The 15,634-nt window shown below is 70.6% G+C and carries 14 protein-coding genes; 3 read left to right on the top strand and 11 right to left on the bottom strand.

Annotation, left to right across the window (positions count from 1 at the left end; genetic code table 11):
• Positions 1 to 88: 88 nt before the first annotated feature.
• The 5 genes from AB0D67_RS32240 to AB0D67_RS32220 all read right to left on the bottom strand — a co-directional run bounded on the left by AB0D67_RS32240 (position 89) and on the right by AB0D67_RS32220 (position 5,840).
• Positions 89 to 1,195 (bottom strand): Zn-dependent alcohol dehydrogenase, encoded by a 1,107-nt coding sequence (locus tag AB0D67_RS32240; protein WP_362944412.1) that lies wholly within the window; start codon positions 1,193 to 1,195, stop codon positions 89 to 91.
• Complete coding sequence (locus tag AB0D67_RS32235; RefSeq protein ID WP_362944410.1) at positions 1,195 to 2,664, bottom strand: cytosine permease; 1,470 nt, start codon at positions 2,662 to 2,664, stop codon at positions 1,195 to 1,197. The genes AB0D67_RS32240 and AB0D67_RS32235 overlap by 1 nt, the downstream gene beginning before the upstream one ends.
• Entirely contained in the window at positions 2,649 to 2,816 is a 168-nt protein-coding gene (locus tag AB0D67_RS32230; protein WP_362944408.1) for a hypothetical protein, read from the bottom strand. The genes AB0D67_RS32235 and AB0D67_RS32230 overlap by 16 nt, the downstream gene beginning before the upstream one ends.
• 342 nt (positions 2,817 to 3,158) lie before the next feature.
• Positions 3,159 to 5,474, bottom strand: a complete 2,316-nt coding sequence (locus AB0D67_RS32225; protein WP_362944406.1) for a phosphoketolase family protein — start codon at positions 5,472 to 5,474, stop codon at positions 3,159 to 3,161.
• A gap of 81 nt (positions 5,475 to 5,555) precedes the next feature.
• A complete protein-coding gene (locus AB0D67_RS32220; protein WP_362944404.1) occupies positions 5,556 to 5,840 on the bottom strand; it encodes a DUF427 domain-containing protein in 285 nt (94 codons plus the stop codon).
• Positions 5,841 to 6,012: 172 nt separating this feature from the next.
• Between AB0D67_RS32220 and AB0D67_RS32215 the strand changes: the two genes are divergently transcribed.
• On the top strand, positions 6,013 to 7,062 hold the full coding sequence (locus AB0D67_RS32215; RefSeq protein ID WP_362944402.1) for an NAD-dependent epimerase/dehydratase family protein: 1,050 nt from the start codon (positions 6,013 to 6,015) through the stop codon (positions 7,060 to 7,062).
• 168 nt (positions 7,063 to 7,230) lie between these two features.
• Positions 7,231 to 8,169, top strand: a complete 939-nt coding sequence (locus AB0D67_RS32210; protein ID WP_362944400.1) for a DUF72 domain-containing protein — start codon at positions 7,231 to 7,233, stop codon at positions 8,167 to 8,169.
• Between the two features lie 128 nt (positions 8,170 to 8,297).
• Here the strand turns inward: AB0D67_RS32210 and AB0D67_RS32205 are convergent, their stop codons facing one another.
• From AB0D67_RS32205 to AB0D67_RS32180, 6 genes are all read right to left on the bottom strand, one after another.
• Positions 8,298 to 8,612, bottom strand: coding sequence for a WhiB family transcriptional regulator (locus AB0D67_RS32205; protein ID WP_362944398.1), 315 nt, complete (start codon positions 8,610 to 8,612; stop codon positions 8,298 to 8,300).
• A 136-nt stretch (positions 8,613 to 8,748) separates the two neighbouring features.
• Complete coding sequence (locus tag AB0D67_RS32200) at positions 8,749 to 10,194, bottom strand: DUF2254 family protein (protein ID WP_362944396.1); 1,446 nt, start codon at positions 10,192 to 10,194, stop codon at positions 8,749 to 8,751.
• A gap of 169 nt (positions 10,195 to 10,363) precedes the next feature.
• Positions 10,364 to 12,028, bottom strand: coding sequence for a catalase (locus AB0D67_RS32195; protein ID WP_362944394.1), 1,665 nt, complete (start codon positions 12,026 to 12,028; stop codon positions 10,364 to 10,366).
• Positions 12,029 to 12,194: 166 nt separating this feature from the next.
• Positions 12,195 to 12,587 carry a ChaB family protein gene (locus tag AB0D67_RS32190; protein ID WP_362944392.1) on the bottom strand — a complete coding sequence of 131 codons (393 nt, stop codon included), beginning with the start codon at positions 12,585 to 12,587 and terminating at the stop codon, positions 12,195 to 12,197.
• 127 nt (positions 12,588 to 12,714) lie between these two features.
• Positions 12,715 to 13,089 (bottom strand): hypothetical protein, encoded by a 375-nt coding sequence (locus tag AB0D67_RS32185; RefSeq protein WP_362944390.1) that lies wholly within the window; start codon positions 13,087 to 13,089, stop codon positions 12,715 to 12,717.
• A gap of 140 nt (positions 13,090 to 13,229) precedes the next feature.
• On the bottom strand, positions 13,230 to 14,639 hold the full coding sequence (locus AB0D67_RS32180; protein ID WP_362944388.1) for a YncE family protein: 1,410 nt from the start codon (positions 14,637 to 14,639) through the stop codon (positions 13,230 to 13,232).
• Between the two features lie 350 nt (positions 14,640 to 14,989).
• Here AB0D67_RS32180 and AB0D67_RS32175 point away from each other — a divergent pair, with 350 nt between their 5' ends.
• Positions 14,990 to 15,634, top strand: coding sequence for a response regulator transcription factor (locus tag AB0D67_RS32175; protein ID WP_362944386.1), 645 nt, complete (start codon positions 14,990 to 14,992; stop codon positions 15,632 to 15,634).

The raw sequence follows: 15,634 nt of genomic DNA, 5'->3' as shown, positions 1-15,634 counted from the left end.
CCCTCGTCACTCCGCCGCTCCGCGGCTGCGTTCCTCAGTCCAGACACCGGCGCCCCCTCGCGGGTCCCGTGAGGGGACGGGGGTGGTGTCAGTCGAAGACGATGACGCTACGGGTGCGGGTGCCGTCGCGCATCGCGTCGAACGCCTCGTTCACCTCGTCCAGCCGGATGCGGTGCGAGATGAGCGAGTCCAGCGGCAGCCTACCCGCGAGATAGAGCTCGGCCAGCCGCGGGAAGTCCAGGCTCGGCACGGCTCCGCCGTAGTTGGAGCCGATGAGGGTCTTGCCCGTCTCGGCCAGTTCCAGCACGTCGATGCCGGCCTTGGCCCCCTCGGGCGGCAGCCCGACGAGGACCCCGACGCCGCCGGACGCCAGCAGCGACGGCAGCGTCTCGATGGTCTCGACGCGGCCGATCACCTCGAAGGCGTAGTCGGCGCCGCCGCCGGTCAGCTCGGACACCTGGACGGCGACGTCGTCGCCGGCGCGCAGGATGTGGGTGGCGCCGAAGGAGCGGGCAGCGGCCAGCTTCTCCTCGGCGGTGTCCACCGCGATGATCGGGTGGGCTCCGGCGAGTGCCAGGCCCATGATCACCGCCAGGCCCACGCCGCCGCAGCCGACGACGACGGCCGAGGAGCCGGCGGGCACCCTGGCGTTGTTGACGACCGCTCCGACGCCGGTGGTGATCGAGCAGCCGATCAGGCTGGCGACGTCGAACGGAACCTCGGAGGGGATGCGGACCGCGGCCGACTCGGGCACGACGGTGTACTCGCTCATCGTGCCCACCGCGAGGTAGGGGTAGACGACGCCGTCGCCGTCGCCGTCGCGCAGCCGGGTGGTGCCGTCGGGCAGCAGGCACTCGGGCGCCCGGGTGCCGGTGCACGCCCACGCCTTGCCGGCCGCGCAGGCACGGCAGCGGCGGCAGGGGTAGTACCACGACAGGATGACGCTGTCGCCGGGGGCCACATCGGTGACGCCCTCGCCGACCGCCTCCACGATGCCGGCGCCCTCGTGGCCCATCACCGTCGGGGAGGGAAGGTTCCACTCGCCGTCCAGGACGTGCCGGTCGGAGCCGCACACGCCGGAGGCGCCGAGCCGTACCAGGACCTCGCCGGGGCCGGGGTCGGCCACCTGGATCTCCTTGATCTCCAGGCGGTTGCCGCGGCCGTCGTGCACGGCTGCCAGGGCGGTTCTGGACATCAGGACTCCTTCTGCGCGGTGGCGGGGGCCGCTCCGGCGGCGGCGGGGGCGGCGGGGGCGAGGTGCGGGCGGTTGAGCGCGCGGCTGAGGACGATGTGCGCGACCGCGGCGACGATCACGGCGGGCACCGAGGCGGTGAGCCAGTTGAAGGCGGGCTGCGTGTCGAGGGTCTGCGGGTTGTACAGCACCACGTAGGCGACGGCGCCCAGCGCGGTGGAGATCAGCCCGGCCAGGTTGAAGCCGCCGGTGAAGTGGTACGGGCTGGCGGCGCGGTGCGCGTACAGGCCGCGCAGGTCCAGCCGCTGGCGGCGCACCACGAAGTAGTCGGCGATGACGGTGCCGCAGATCGCCGCGAGGAAGGCGCCGCTCCAGGTGACGAAGACCAGGAACCGGTCGTACAGCAGATTCGGCCAGAAGCTGATGATCGCCGGGAGCAGGAAGAAGCCTCCGGTGAGCCATTCCCAGCGGAATCTCGCCAGCATCTCGCCGCCTGCCTGCCGTAGCGCCAGGCAGGTGGAGTAGACGATGGAGGTGAGGCTGGTGAGGTTGGCGAAGGCGATGAACAGCAGCGCCAGCATGCCGAGCCATTTGCCGCCGAGGGGGACCATCCACACGGTGGGGTCGGGGTCGCCGAGGGTCAGCGCGGCGGCCATGCCCACGACCTGGGCCACGATCGTCGCGCCGAACAGGCCGATGAAGCCCGGCCACAGGGCGCTGCGCGGGCGGTCGGTGAGGCGGGCCAGGCTGCCCATGACCGGCCACCACGACAGGCCGACGCCGAGGTTGAACTCGACGGCGAGGGCGAAGTTCAGTCCCTCGCTGGGGAACGGGTTCAGCGGCTGGGCCGCCAGCAGGTCGTTCCACGAGGTCTTGGTGAGCACCAGCACGATCATGCCGACGGTCAGCACGGCCAGGCCGGGTGCGACGATGCGGTTGAGGAAGCGCATGGTCAGCGGGCCCTTGGCCAGCACGATCCAGGCGATCGCCAGCGCGAGGAGGGCCAGGATGGTCACCGGCAGCGCGTTGGGGCCGATGTCGGTGCCGAACACCTGGTTGGAGACCTGCGTGGTGGCCCGCCCGAACATGACGCCGAGCAGCGCCGACCAGCCCATCTCGGTGAAGAGCACGACGGTGAACACCAGGACGGCGACCCCGCCGAACCCGAACACGCTGCGCAGCAGCGTGTACTGCTCCACGCCGTAGCGCTGACTGGAGACGACGCTGCCCAGCAGCATCACGGCGACGCCGATGGCGTTGCCGATGATCATCGCTGCCAGGCCCTTCTGGAAGCCCACCAGCGCGGCCGTGGAGCCGCCGACGAGGAACGCCCACGTCGCGATCGCCAGGCCGACGTTCACCCAGGTGAAGTCGGTGAAGTTCCAGACCCGCTCGCCGCGCAGCACGGGCAGCGACCCGAAGGTCGCCTCCCTGGTGACGTCTTCCTCGGCCGACATCAGGCCATCACCCATCCGGCGATCGTCATGGCCACGACGATGGCGGCCAGCAGCCACAGGTCGGCCGCGGCGAGGGGCGCGTGCGCCGGGTCGTCCGACTCGTCGTGTTCGAGGGCGACGAGCCGTCGGTCCAGCTCGGCCCGCAACGCGGAGTCCTTCACATCCATACGGTCATCCTCCAAGAACGGTCACCCGGCGGCCCGGGGCGTCTCTCGCGGGCGGGCCTCGTGCGACACGGAACTCGTCCGGCGGTCAACTCACCGTAGAAGGAGGTTCGGGAAGATGCCTCCGCTGTATTTCCGCTGGTCAGGCGGCAACGATGGCGGGTTTACCGTGTGCCGGGGCCGCCGGGGCGGCCCTCGAACGGCCGGCCCCGGCGGTCATGGGTCGGCGGCCGTACGGAGGACCGGCACCCGGCCGCCGGTCCTCCGTACGGCGTTCTCGCGGTACGGCGTTCTCGCGGTACGGCGTCCTCGCGGTACAGCGGCCGGCCCGGCGGCCCCGGCGGGTCAGTAGGGCCAGGCCCAGTCGCGGATGTCGGCCGGGTCCTCACCGTGCTCGCGGGTGTGGGCGCGGGCGCGCAGGCGCTCGTCGGCCATCCGCTGGCGCAGGTGGGCGGCGGTGGAGCCGAGGCCGGGAACCCGGTCGACGACGTCCATGACCAGGTGGAAACGGTCGATGTCGTTGAGCATCGCCATGTCGAAGGGCGTGGTGGTGGTGCCCTCCTCCTTGTAGCCCCGGACGTGGATGTTGTCGTGGCCGTTGCGGCGGTAGGTGAGCCGGTGGATCGACAGCGGGTAGCCGTGGAAGTTGAAGATGATCGGCCTGTCCGTGGTGAACAGCGTGTCGAACTCGGCGTCGGTCATGCCGTGCGGGTGCTCCGACGGCGGCTGGAGCCGCATCAGGTCCACGACGTTGACCACCCGCACCCGCAGTTCGGGCAGGTGCTCGCGCAGCAGCGCGACGGCGGCCAGGGTCTCCAGCGTCGGCACGTCCCCGGCGCAGGCCATGACCACGTCGGGCTCGGACCCGTCGTCGGTGGAGGCCCACTCCAGGATGCCCAGCCCCCGGGTGCAGTGCGCGATCGCCTGCTCCATGGTGAACAGGTCGAGCACCGGCTGCTTGCCCGCCACGACGAGGTTGACGTAGTCGCGCGAGCGCAGGCAGTGGTCGCCGACCGACAGCAGGGTGTTGGCGTCCGGCGGCAGGTAGATCCGCACCACCGAGGGCTTCTTGTTCATCACCACGTCGAGGAAGCCGGGGTCCTGGTGGCTGAAGCCGTTGTGGTCCTGACGCCAGACGTGCGACGACAGCAGGTAGTTCAGCGAGGCGATCGGCCGCCGCCAGGGGATCTTCTGTGACGACTCCAGCCACTTGGCGTGCTGGTTGAACATCGAGTCGACGATGTGGATGAACGCCTCGTAGCAGTTGAACAGCCCGTGCCGGCCGGTCAGCAGGTAGCCCTCCAGCCATCCCTGGCACAGGTGCTCGCTGAGGACCTCCATCACCCGGCCGTCGGGGCCGAGGTTCTCGTCGGTGTCGAGGATCCGCGCGTCCCAGGCCCGGTCGGTGACCTCGAAGACGGCCGACAGCCGGTTGGAGGCGGTCTCGTCCGGTCCCATCAGCCGGAAGTTCTCGGGGTTGGCGGCGATGACGTCGCGCAGCAGGGCGCCCAGCACCCGGGTCGGCTCGGTGAGCTGCGTCGCCGGGGCCTTGACCTCGACGGCGTGGTCACGGAAGTCTGGCAGCGTGAGCGGGCGCAGCAGTTCGCCGCCGTTGGCGTGCGGGTTGGCGCTCATCCGGAGCGGCCCGGCGGGCACCGTCTCCAGCACCTGCGGTACGGGCCGGCCGTCGGCGCCGAACAGCTCCCCGGGCCGGTAGGAGCGCATCCACTCCTCCAGGGCGTGCCGGTGGTCGGCGTTGTCGCGCACCCCGGTCAGCGGCACCTGGTGGGAGCGCCAGGTGCCCTCGACCGGCAGGCCGTCCACCTCGCGGGGGCCCGTCCAGCCCTTGGGGGTGCGCAGGATGATCATCGGGAGGCGTTCGGCGCGGCCGTCCCTGAACTCGGCGATCTCGTCGAAGACCCGGTCCAGGGTCTCGGCCATCAGCGGGTGCATGACGGCCGGGTCGTCGCCCGCGACGACGTGCGGGCGGTAGCCGTACCCCTCCATGAGCTTGATCAGCTCTTCCTCGGGGATGCGGGACAGGACCGTCGGGTTGGCGATCTTGTAGCCGTTGAGGTGGAGGATCGGCAGGACGGCGCCGTCCCGGGCGGGGTTGAGGAACTTGTTGGAGTGCCAGCTCGTGGCCAGCGGGCCGGTCTCGGCCTCGCCGTCGCCGACCACGCAGGCCACCACGAGGCCGGGGTTGTCGAAGGCGGCGCCGAAGGCGTGGGCCAGCGAGTAGCCCAGCTCGCCGCCCTCGTTGATGGAGCCGGGCACCTCGGGCGCGACGTGACTCGGGATGCCGCCGGGGAAGGAGAACTGCCGGAACAGCCGCCGCATCCCCTCGGCGTCCTGCTGGATGTGGGGGTACCTCTCGGTGTAGGTGCCCTCCAGCCAGGAGTGCGCGACCGCCGCCGGGCCGCCGTGGCCCGGGCCGATGACGTAGATCATGTCCTGGTCGCGCTCGGTGATGATCCGGTTGAGGTGGGCGAAGCAGAAGTTCAGCCCCGGCGTGGTGCCCCAGTGGCCCAGCAGCCGGGGTTTGATGTCCTCGGGCCGCAGCGGTTCGGACAGCAGCGGGTTGTCGAGCAGGTAGATCTGCCCGACGGACAGGTAGTTGGCCGCCCGCCAGTAGGCATCGACGTGAGCGAATGCATCCATACCACCGACAGTTCCTCCGGGGCGGGCTTCGAACCCTCATCGGCCCGGCTCCCTTACGGTGAACCGGGCCGGCGCCGGGTATCAGCCGGTGACCTCCACGCCTCTCCAGAAGGCCACCCGCCCCTTGATCTGGGCGGCCTCGGGCTTGGGGTCGGCGTAGAACCACGCCGCGTCGGGGTTCTGCTTTCCGTCCACCTCCAGCGTGTAGTAGTTCGCCGTCCCCTTCCAGGGGCAGACCGTGGTCGTCTCCGACGGCCTCAGGTACTGCGGGAACACCGACTCGATCGGGAAGTAGTGGTTGCCCTCCACCACCCGGGTGTCGTCGCTCCGCGCGATGATCTCGCCGTTCCACCGTGCTGTCGCCATGCCTCCAGGCTGACACATCTCCGCCCCGAGGTCCCGCGCGGACCTCCCTCCGGTGGGAAGGCGTCGCGACCTCCGGTGGGAAGGCGTCGCGAAGCCCTGCCGCCCTGCCGCATACGGCAAAGCCCTCCCCGGGTACGGGTTCGATCGCCCATGCCGGGGCAGTCCCGTACATATGCGCGTAGTAGTCGTCGGCGCCACCGGGAACGTGGGCACCAGCACGGTGTCCGCCCTGGCCGCCGATCCCGAAGTCACATCCATCGTCGGCCTGGCCCGCAGGATCCCGGACTGGAGCCCCGACAAGACGACCTGGCGCTCGGTGGACGTCTCCACCGGCGACCTGGACACGCACCTGGCGGGAGCGGACGCCGTGGTGCACCTGGCCTGGCTGTTCCAGCCCACCCGGAACCCGGTCACGACCTGGCGCTCCAACGTGCTGGGCAGCATCCGGGTGTTCGAGGCGGCCGCCCGGCAGAAGGTCCCCGCCCTGGTCTACTCCTCCTCGGTGGGCGCCTACTCCCCCGGCCCGAAGAACCGGCCGGTCGGCGAGGACTGGCCCACCAACGGCTGGCCCGGCGCCGCCTACGGCCGGGAGAAGGCCTATGTGGAGCGGGTGCTCGACATCTTCGAACGGGACCATCCGGACACCCGGGTGGTGCGGATGCGGCCGGGCTTCGTCTTCAAGCGGGAGGCGGCGACCGAGCAGCGACGGTTGTTCGGCGGGCCGTTCATCCCCCAGCGACTCATCCGGCCCGGCCTGATCCCCTTCGTCCCGGACAATCCGGGCCTGAGGTTCCAGGCGGTGCACGGCGAGGACGCCGGCGAGGCGTTCCGGCTCGGGGTCACCCGGCCGGTGTCGGGGGCCTTCAACCTCGCCGCCGAGCCGGTCGTCGAGCCGTCTATGCTGGCCGAACTGCTGGACGCCAGGCTGCTGCCGGTGCCCGACTGGGTCCTCAGGGGGACGGCGGCGACCGCCTGGTACGCGCGGTTGATCCCGGCCTCGCCCGCCCTGGTGGACATGGTGCTGAAGATGCCGGTCATGGACGTCACCCGGGCCCGTACCGAGCTGGGCTGGCAGCCCCGCCACACCGCGGCCGACGCCCTGCGGGAGCTGTTCGAGGGCCTGCGGGGCGTCGAGGGCATGGAGACCCCGCCGCTGTCGACGGAGACCGGCGGCCCGGCGCGGACCGGCGAGCTGAGCACCGGGATCGGCAAGCGGCCGTGACCGCGTCGTCCCGGGCCGTCACCCCGGGCGCCGGCCCGCCCATGTCAGGACCTGCCGCTTCCGGCCCGGATCCGGCCGGAGGCCCCGGCGTGGCGCCGGTGACGGAAGGCGTCCGTTGGGATCCCCGGGACGGGTGACGCGGCCGCGCCGCGGGGCAGGGATGCGGGCATGACGACACCGCCCTCCTTCCCGCCCGCCGCCCGGCGGCCCGGGGCGGGCCGGATCCTGGCCGGCACGGCCTCCTGGACCGACCGGTCGCTGCTGGAGTCGGGCTGGTATCCCGAGGGGGTCTCCACCCCGGCCGAACGGCTGGCCTACTACGCCTCGCAGTTCCCGATCGTCGAGGTGGACGCCACCTACTACCACCCGCCCGCCCAGCGCACGGTGGAGGCCTGGCGGGACCGGACGCCGCCGGACTTCACCTTCAACATCAAGGCGTTCTCGCTGCTGACCGACCATCCCACCCCGCCCCGGTCCCTCTACGCCGACCTGCGCGACCGCGTCGGGACCGCCAAGCGCAACCTCTACCTGCGCGACGTCGGCCCGGAGATCACCGAGGAGGTCTGGCAGCGGTTCCTGTCGGCGCTGGCGCCGCTGCAGGAGGCGGGCAAGCTGGGGGCGGTCCTGTTCCAGTTCCCCCCGTGGTTCACCATCGGCGCGGCCCAGCGGCGCTACATCCTCGACTGCGTACGGCGCTGCCGTCCGATGCGCGTCTGCGTGGAGTTCCGCAACCGGACCTGGATGGAGCCGGAGGGCAACCGCGAGGAGACCCTGGAGTTCCTCGCCTCGCACGAGATCCCCTACGTCTGCGTCGACATGCCCCAGGGGCACCCGTCATCGGTCCCGCCGGTGCTGGCCGTGACCTCCGCCGACCTGGCGGTGGTCCGTCTGCACGGTCACTCCGAGCGGTGGGCGGACGGGACGAAGGAGGAGCGCTTCGCCTACCTGTACTCCGAGGAGGAGCTGGCGCGGTGGGCGGAGAACGCCCGGCTGCTGTCGGCTCGGGCCGCCGCCACTCACGTGATCTTCAACAACTACTGGGGTGACGGCTCACAGCGCAACGCGGCGCGGCTGGCCGAGCTCACCGGCCGGGAGGGGCCGGGCTGAGGGGACCCGGGCGGAGGAGGCCCGAACCGAGAGGCTCCGGCGAGGGCTCGGCGTGGGGGGAGCCCTCCCCGTGAGGCGGGGACGAAGGAAGGCCGCCCCACCGGGGGCGGCGGACCGCCGGGGGCGGGTCAGTTCCGGCCGGCGGCCCCCGCCCTCGTCCTCGTCCCGGCCTTCGCCGCGGCCCTGCGGCGCACCACCGCCAGCGCCCTGCGCTCGTCGGGGGTGGTGCCGCCCCAGATCCCGTCCATCTGCTGGGTGTTCAGGGCGTAGTCCAGGCAGCGCCGCTTGACGGGGCAGCGGCCGCAGACGGCTTTGGCCTGCTCGCACTGCGCCCGGCCGGGGCCTTCGAAGGAGACGGGGAAGAAGAGCTCCGGGTCCTCCTTCAGGCACAGGGAGCGGCGGGACCAGTGGATGATGGGCACGACATTGCTCTGTACAGACATAGGCGATCCAATGACAGTGAAAGATGTAATGATTCACGACTCGGCTTCTGGGTCGCGTTCCCACCCGGCATACGTTCATACCTTTTAAGGCGAAAAATCACGCTAATTTGCCAGTTGTTTCCGCGCCCCTGTCCGTCTAACGGAACCGGAACGACATCGGGCCGGTCGGCGCCTGGTCGTCGAAGGAACCGGCCATGTCGTCCTCCTCCCCCAGCCCGCTCTCCCTGGCCAGCCTCGGCCCCATCTCTCGCACCTCGTCGGCCAGGTCCTCCTGGCCGATCGCGTCCAGCGCGGCCCGCAGCTTGGCCAGGCCCTGCCCCATCTCCACGCTCGCCACATGCGACAGCGTCGCGGGCAGCGCCCGCTGCAGGCTCCTGACCGCCACGTCGCGGTCCCTGCCCTCCAGCTGCGGCAGGATGTCGGCGAGGGTGGACAGCGCCGCCGCGCACGTCTGATGCTGCCGGGAGGAGGTGCTCACCACCACCAGGTCCACCAGCGCGGTGACGATCCGCCGCTGCGCCACGTCCTCGTAGACCACCGGCAGCGGCCCGCCGTACAGTTCGGCGTCCGGCACGCCCGCCGCCGCCCACCGCGCCGACAGGTCCCGCAGGGCGCCGATCGCCGCCACCGCCACGTCGGGGTTCTGCCGGGTGGAGTTGGCGGCCCAGGCGACGTGACCGAGCTGCTCGACGGCATGGTCGGGGTCGACGCCGGCGTTACGGGACCGGTCGATCGTGACGCACGACAGGACGTTGTCGGCGACGTGGGCGCGGTGCCCGGCCTCCCCGCCCCGGATGTGGGCGACGGTGTCGCCGTAGGCGAGCAGGTCGCCGATCCGCACCCGGAACTCCACCTCGATCTCGTCCCCGGTTCCGCCCAGCAGCTCCTGCAGGCGGGCCGTACTGATGTCGATCACGTAGCCCGTCTCGCGGGTGGTCACCGGGGTCGGCTCGCCGTCCAGCGTCCGCCTGCGGCGGGAGCGGGCCACCAGCGGCATCTGGCGCATCCTGGCCCGGATGGCGAGGTCCTGGATCGAGCGCACCACGGAGGTGGGCCGCATCTGGTCGATCACGCCGTAGCCCATGAACACCAGCAGGACCAGCGCCCCGGCGGCCAGCGTGACCGCCAGCATCGCCCCCACCCCGACCCACTCCGGGCGTGAGACGGCCATCACGAGGTAGGTGAAGGTCGCGCAACCGGCGAAGTAGCCGAAGTACGCCTGGTTGGCTCTGCGCCGCAGGAACTGGTCGAAGACCACCGGCGCGACCGAGGTGGACGTGTGGGAGATCGCCACCAGCAGCGCCGACAGCGTGAGCGTGGTCACCGTCACCAGGCCCGAGGCGATCACACTCAGCATCCTGAGCAGGTTGGCGTGCGGGAACAGCCGCAGGAAGACGTCGTGGACGACCCCGTGCGACCTCGACAGGGCGATGTCGGCGAAGACCGACACCGCGGCCAGCCCGACGAACCCGACCACCATCAGCAGCGGCGTGAGCAGGAACTCCGTAGCGGACAGCCGCCAGCGAACCCGCAGGTCCTGGGTGGGCGGCACGAACCTCTGAAGGTGGGGGGATTCGGACACCGAGATCAGCTGCCCCGGCGCAATCAGGGCAAACTCCGTGAAATACCAGGAAACACGGTGCACACGGCCGGACCCCTCTCATGGGCGTGCTCTCCCCATGCCGTGAGCCGGTGCCCGGATTCTCGTCCGGGCACCGGCACCGGCACCGACTCCGGCGGCCGTCGGGCCGTCAGGCCGTCTCGGCCATCCGCGCCCGCTCGTTGGGCACGCCGTGCGTCATCTTCAGGCCGCTCACGTCACGCGGCCCGTTCTTGCCCAGGTTGGACAGCCGCTCCAGCTCCCCCTCGCTCAGGTCCTGGGTGGACAGCGGCTCCAGATGGGCGACGTCCTCCGGCCCGATCCCCAGCCCCTCGCCGACGCGCAGACCCAGGTCGTCGTCGACCATCAGGAAGTGCCAGACCATGCGCTCCTGGATGGGACGCTCGGCCTGCGACAGCATGGTGACGAAGTTCAGCACCAGGTCGTCGCGCTCCCACTCCTCCATCAGCGTGTAGCGCTGACCGGCCTGGGTGTAGTCGTCGGTCCGCGGGATGCGCTTACGGGTCAGCCGCCCGGAGACGACCGGCCCCTGCTCGTCGTGGGTCGGGTACTCCGCCTCACGCAGCCCGCCGGTGATGGACGGCTCGTAGTTGACGTGCGGGTTCTCCCCCTCGCCGTCGACGTAGTAGGCCATCTGGCCGTCGCGCTGGTTGGTCCGCACCTTGGCGTTCTTCGCCTGGTTCACCGGCAGCTGCAGGTAGTTCGGCCCCACCCGGTAGCGCTGGGTGTCGCTGTAGGAGAACGTCCGGCCGACCAGCATCTTGTCGTCGGAGAAGTCGAGCCCGTCGACCAGCACGCCGGTGCCGAAGGAGATCTGCTCGTTCTCGGCGAAGTTGTTCTGCACGTTGCGGTCGAGGACCATCCGGCCGACCGGCAGCGCCGGGAACTCGTTCTCCGGCCAGACCTTGGTGTCGTCCAGCGGGTCGAAGTCCAGCTCGGGGTGGTCGTCGTCCGACATGATCTGCACCAGCAGCTCCCACTCGGGGAAGTCACCGCGGTCGATGGAGTCCCGCAGGTCCTTGGTGGCGTGACCCAGCTCCTGCGCCTGCACGGCCGCCGCGTCCGCCGCCGTCATGCTCCGCACGCCCTGCTTGGGCATCCAGTGGTACTTCACCAGGTGCGTCACACCCTCGGCGTTGACCCACTTGTAGGTGTTGACCCCGAAGCCCTGCTGGTGCCGGTAGTCGGCCGGGATGCCCCGCGGGCTGAACAGGTTCACCAGCATGTGCATGCTCTCCGGCGTCTGCGACATGAAGTCGAAGATCCGGTTGGGCTCCTGCCGGAACGTCACCGGGTCCGGCTTGAGCGCGTGGATCACGTCGGGGAACTTGATGGCGTCCCGGATGAAGAAGACGGCCAGGTTGTTGCCGACGAGATCCCAGTTGCCGTCCTCGGTGTAGAACTTCACCGCGAACCCGCGCGGGTCACGGGCCGCCTCCGAGGAGTCGCGGCCGCCGATCACCGTGGAGAAGCGCACGGCGACGTCGGTGCGCTTACCCGCCTCATGGAAGAGTTTCGCCCTGGTGAACCGGCTGATCGGCTCGTCACCCAGCTTGCCGTACGCCTCGAAGAAGCCGTAGGCGGTCGTCCCCCGGGCGTGCACCACCCGCTCGGGGATGCGCTCCCGGTCGAAGTGGCTGACCTTCTCCAGGAACTGGTAGTTCTCCAGGGTCGCCGGGCCCCGCGCGCCGATCGTGCGCTGGTTCTGGTTGTCATAGACCGGGTGTCCCTGCCGATTCGTCAGCGTCGGGCGCTCGTCACCCGGCTGCGACCCCATGCTCGACACATCCGTCATGACGTCATTCCCTTCCGTGTGGCGATCACTTCGGCGTACCGAGCCTGTCGGCACACGGAGTCCCCATATCCGGCGGTGTGCGACTTATAGCGGAGAAGGAAAAGAATCTCCGTAACACAGAGACCCGCGTGAACGGCGCACGGCCGTCACGCGGGCATCCGGCCCATCAGCGGGACTTCGCCGTGGCCCTCCGGTTGGCCTTCTTGATCGCGTCCACCAGCTCCTCCTTGCTCATCGAGGAGCGTCCGGACACGTCCAGGCGCTTGGCGACCTCGTACAGGTGCTGCTTGGACGCAGCCGCGTCGACCCCCTCGGCGGTCTTGCCGCGCTTGGGAGTGCTCTTGGCCGCCTGAGGGTCGGAAGGCCCCTTGCGGCCCTTCTCCTCCCAGTGGTCGCCGACCTTCTCGAAGGAGTGCTTCAGCGCCGAGAACGCCGTACGGTGCGCCCGCTCCCCCTCGCCGTAGGTCTCCACCGCCGAGTCATGGGCCTTGCTCCAGGTCTCCTGCGCCTTCTTGGGAGAACGCCGGATGGTGGACGGCATTTCCTTCCGTGCCGGCATCGAAATCACCTCTTCCCCTCTTTCCCCTCTTCCCTCGGGTCCCTGCCCGCGTCACCGCCTTTCATGCGACCCCGCCTCCCACTCGGCGCCGGCCTCCATACGGCCCGGCTCCCGTACGGCCAGGCCCTCACGCGTCCCCGGCTTCCGCGCGGCCCCGGCGCCGGCGCCTCTCGCGACGCGCCTTCTCACGGGCCCTCCCGGCCGGGTCCCGCAGCAGGGAGATCACCGCCCGCTCCACGCCGCCGTGCGTGGCCAGATGCCCGAAGGCCGCGTCGGCGCCGAGCCTCCCGAGGGCCGGCCCGATGGTCCGCCCCCTCTCGTACGCCTCGATGACACGCGGGTCGACGTAGGAGGCGCGCGCGACGGCCGGGGTGTTGCCCAGATACCCCGCCACCTCGTTCACCACCCGGCTCACCGCCCGCCTCCGCCCGGTCCTGGCGCGCCCCCTGCACCGGCGCACGATGCCGGGTTCCGCGGGATCGCTCTGGCGAAGTTCGGTCACGATAACGCCCCTAACCCAATATGGCGACGCTGCGCGTCGCGGCTCGGGGGCTGTGTTGATGGCGACGCTGGCGCGTCGCGGCTCGGGGGCTGGTAACCGCTGTCTTCCCTCGTCACTCCGCCGCTCCGCGGCTGCGTTCCTCAGTCCAGACACCGGCGCCCCCTCGCGAGTTCAGACACCGGTGGTTCCGAGCGGGCCCTTCCCGCCTTCTCGGTTCGGAGACGGTGCGCTCTTCGATTGGAGTGGGCGGCTCGGTTGGAGTGGGGGTAGTAGCGGCGGTGTTTGAGGGAGTGCTTGCGGGTTTTGTGGGTCAGGGTGATGTTCTGGCGTTGGTGTTGGACGGAGCGGATCTCCGCCCGGCCGCGACCGGTCTGGCGGCCGCTCTGACATCCCATCGTCCCCTCGTCCCGGACGGCGGTCGGCACGGTGGGCGGTGCGGTGGGCCGTGCGATGGGTGGGCCGTACTGCTCCCGGCCCCGGTTCCCGCGGCCGGTGGGACGACCGGGGATCCGGCCGATGGTCAGGTCGAGGGGGGTCTTCCCCACGGGGATGGCGGCGACTATGGCGCCGGTCCGGGGATCCACCACCGACACGGTGTTCGCGTCCGCGTTGGCGACGTAGACCCGGGATCCGTCGGCGGTGACGTCCAGCCCGTAGGGTGAGCCGAAGACCTTGAACATGCCGACCTGCGCACCCTCCCGGGTGTCGATCGCCGACACCGCGTCCAGGTATCCGCTGCTGGTGTAGAGGCGGGTCCCGTCGGAGGTGATCGTCAGGTTTCGGGGGATCCGCTCGACCTCGATGACATCGATCACGGTGTCGGTCTCGGTGTCGATCACCGACACCATGTTCTTCTGGACGTCGGTGACGTAGACGCGGCGGCCGTCAGGGGTGATCGCCATCCCGAAGGGGCGGGGACCGACGCGGATGGTGCCGACGACGTTGTTCGTCGCGGTGTCGATCACCGACACGGTGCCCGCGGCGAGGTCCGAGACATAGATACGGCGACCATCGGGTGTGATCACCATGTAGAGGGGGGTCGGTCCGATGGGAATGGAGGCGACGACGACGTCCGTCGCGGTGTCGATCACCGACACGGTGCCCCCGCTGAAGTCGCCGACATAGACATGGCGGCCGTCGGGCGTGATCACTATCTTGGAGGTCAACTTACCGGTCTTGATACTCGCGGTCACGGTGTTCGTCGCGGTGTCGATCACCGACATGATGCCCGTGCCGAATCCGGTGACGTAGGCGCGTCTCCCGTCCGGTGCGATCGCCACCCCGCCCGGAGACTGGCCGACCTTGATGGTCGTGATGACGGCGCGGGTCGCGACGTCGATCACCGACACGGTGTCCTCACCGAAGTTCACCACGTAGACGACCTCCCGGACCCTCGTGCCCGGCTGGGGCAGGGCGGGAGCCGCGGCCGGCACCGCCAGGACGGTCACCACGACCGTGAAGACGATCACCTGCCACGCATCGGACGCCCACCCGGTGGCCCGGCACCGTCCGGACGGCCCGGGATCGCGGTTTCCCGTCATTCTGCTCATCGGGCGAATCCCACTTCGATGACGTCACGCCTTTTCTACGCCCGCGCACCACCCCGCCGGAGATACGACGGCGTGTCCCTGGCGCTTCGATCCGAACTTTTGACCGGTCACCGACACGGCGGCGCCTGCCGTCCGGCATCGTGTCCTGGCGCTGGACGGAGCTGATCTTCACCTGGTGCTCGTCCTCTCCGTCCCCTCCTTCCCCCGTCGTCCCGCCGCCCGGCCGTACCATCGCCCCTGAGGCCGGCGCGTGGTGATGCGGACGCGGGAGCCGTCGAGGCGATTCCCCGCCCGGCCGGATCCCCGAGGGCGATTTCCCGGCGCGGCCCGAGGAGTCCTAGGGTCGGCACATGACGCTGCGCGTGGTGATCGCCGACGACGAGGACCTCATCCGGGCCGGCCTGAGGGTCATCATCGACTCCGAACCCGACCTGACCGTGGTCGGCGAGGCCGCGGACGGAGCCGCCGTCATCCCCGTCGTGCGCGAGCACCGGCCGGACGTGGTGCTGATGGACGTACGGATGCCCGCCGTCGACGGAATCCAGGCCACCCGCCGGCTCGCCGCGCTTCCCGAACCGCCCAAGGTGATCGTGGTCACCACCTTCGAGAACGACGACCACGTCTACGACGCGCTACGCGCGGGGGCCAGCGGCTTCCTGCTCAAACGCACCCGCCCCGCCGAACTCGTCCAGGCGATCCGGGCCGTCGCCGCCGGGGACTCACTGCTGTTCCCCGCCGCCATCCGCCGCCTGGCCGCACGGCGCGACAACGAGCGGGCCGCCGTCCCCGGCATCGGACGGCTGACCGCACGTGAGGGCGACGTGCTGCGACTGATGACGCGCGGCCTGTCCAACGGCGAGATCGCCGCCGAACTGACCCTGAGCGTCGAGACGGTCAAGACCCACGTGGGCAACGTGCTCACCAAACTGGATGCCCGCGACCGCACCCAGGCCGTCATCACCGCCTACGAATCAGGCTTCGTCTCGCCCTATTAA

The sequence above is a fragment of the Streptosporangium sp. NPDC048047 genome (assembly GCF_040653115.1).
Classification (GTDB): Bacteria; Actinomycetota; Actinomycetes; order Streptosporangiales; family Streptosporangiaceae; genus Streptosporangium.
This window is presented reverse-complemented; position numbering and strand designations above follow the sequence as displayed.

Bases quoted from the DNA above. Each gene is read 5' to 3' on its own strand.
- AB0D67_RS32240 (WP_362944412.1), bottom strand. From the start codon at position 1,195: ATGTCCAGAACCGCCCTGGCAGCCGTGCACGACGGCCGCGGCAACCGC.
- AB0D67_RS32235 (WP_362944410.1), bottom strand. From the start codon at position 2,664: ATGGGTGATGGCCTGATGTCGGCCGAGGAAGACGTCACCAGGGAGGCG.
- AB0D67_RS32230 (WP_362944408.1), bottom strand. From the start codon at position 2,816: ATGGATGTGAAGGACTCCGCGTTGCGGGCCGAGCTGGACCGACGGCTC.
- AB0D67_RS32225 (WP_362944406.1), bottom strand. From the start codon at position 5,474: ATGGATGCATTCGCTCACGTCGATGCCTACTGGCGGGCGGCCAACTAC.
- AB0D67_RS32220 (WP_362944404.1), bottom strand. From the start codon at position 5,840: ATGGCGACAGCACGGTGGAACGGCGAGATCATCGCGCGGAGCGACGAC.
- AB0D67_RS32215 (WP_362944402.1), top strand. From the start codon at position 6,013: ATGCGCGTAGTAGTCGTCGGCGCCACCGGGAACGTGGGCACCAGCACG.
- AB0D67_RS32210 (WP_362944400.1), top strand. From the start codon at position 7,231: ATGACGACACCGCCCTCCTTCCCGCCCGCCGCCCGGCGGCCCGGGGCG.
- AB0D67_RS32205 (WP_362944398.1), bottom strand. From the start codon at position 8,612: ATGTCTGTACAGAGCAATGTCGTGCCCATCATCCACTGGTCCCGCCGC.
- AB0D67_RS32195 (WP_362944394.1), bottom strand. From the start codon at position 12,028: ATGACGGATGTGTCGAGCATGGGGTCGCAGCCGGGTGACGAGCGCCCG.
- AB0D67_RS32190 (WP_362944392.1), bottom strand. From the start codon at position 12,587: ATGCCGGCACGGAAGGAAATGCCGTCCACCATCCGGCGTTCTCCCAAG.
- AB0D67_RS32180 (WP_362944388.1), bottom strand. From the start codon at position 14,639: ATGAGCAGAATGACGGGAAACCGCGATCCCGGGCCGTCCGGACGGTGC.
- AB0D67_RS32175 (WP_362944386.1), top strand. From the start codon at position 14,990: ATGACGCTGCGCGTGGTGATCGCCGACGACGAGGACCTCATCCGGGCC.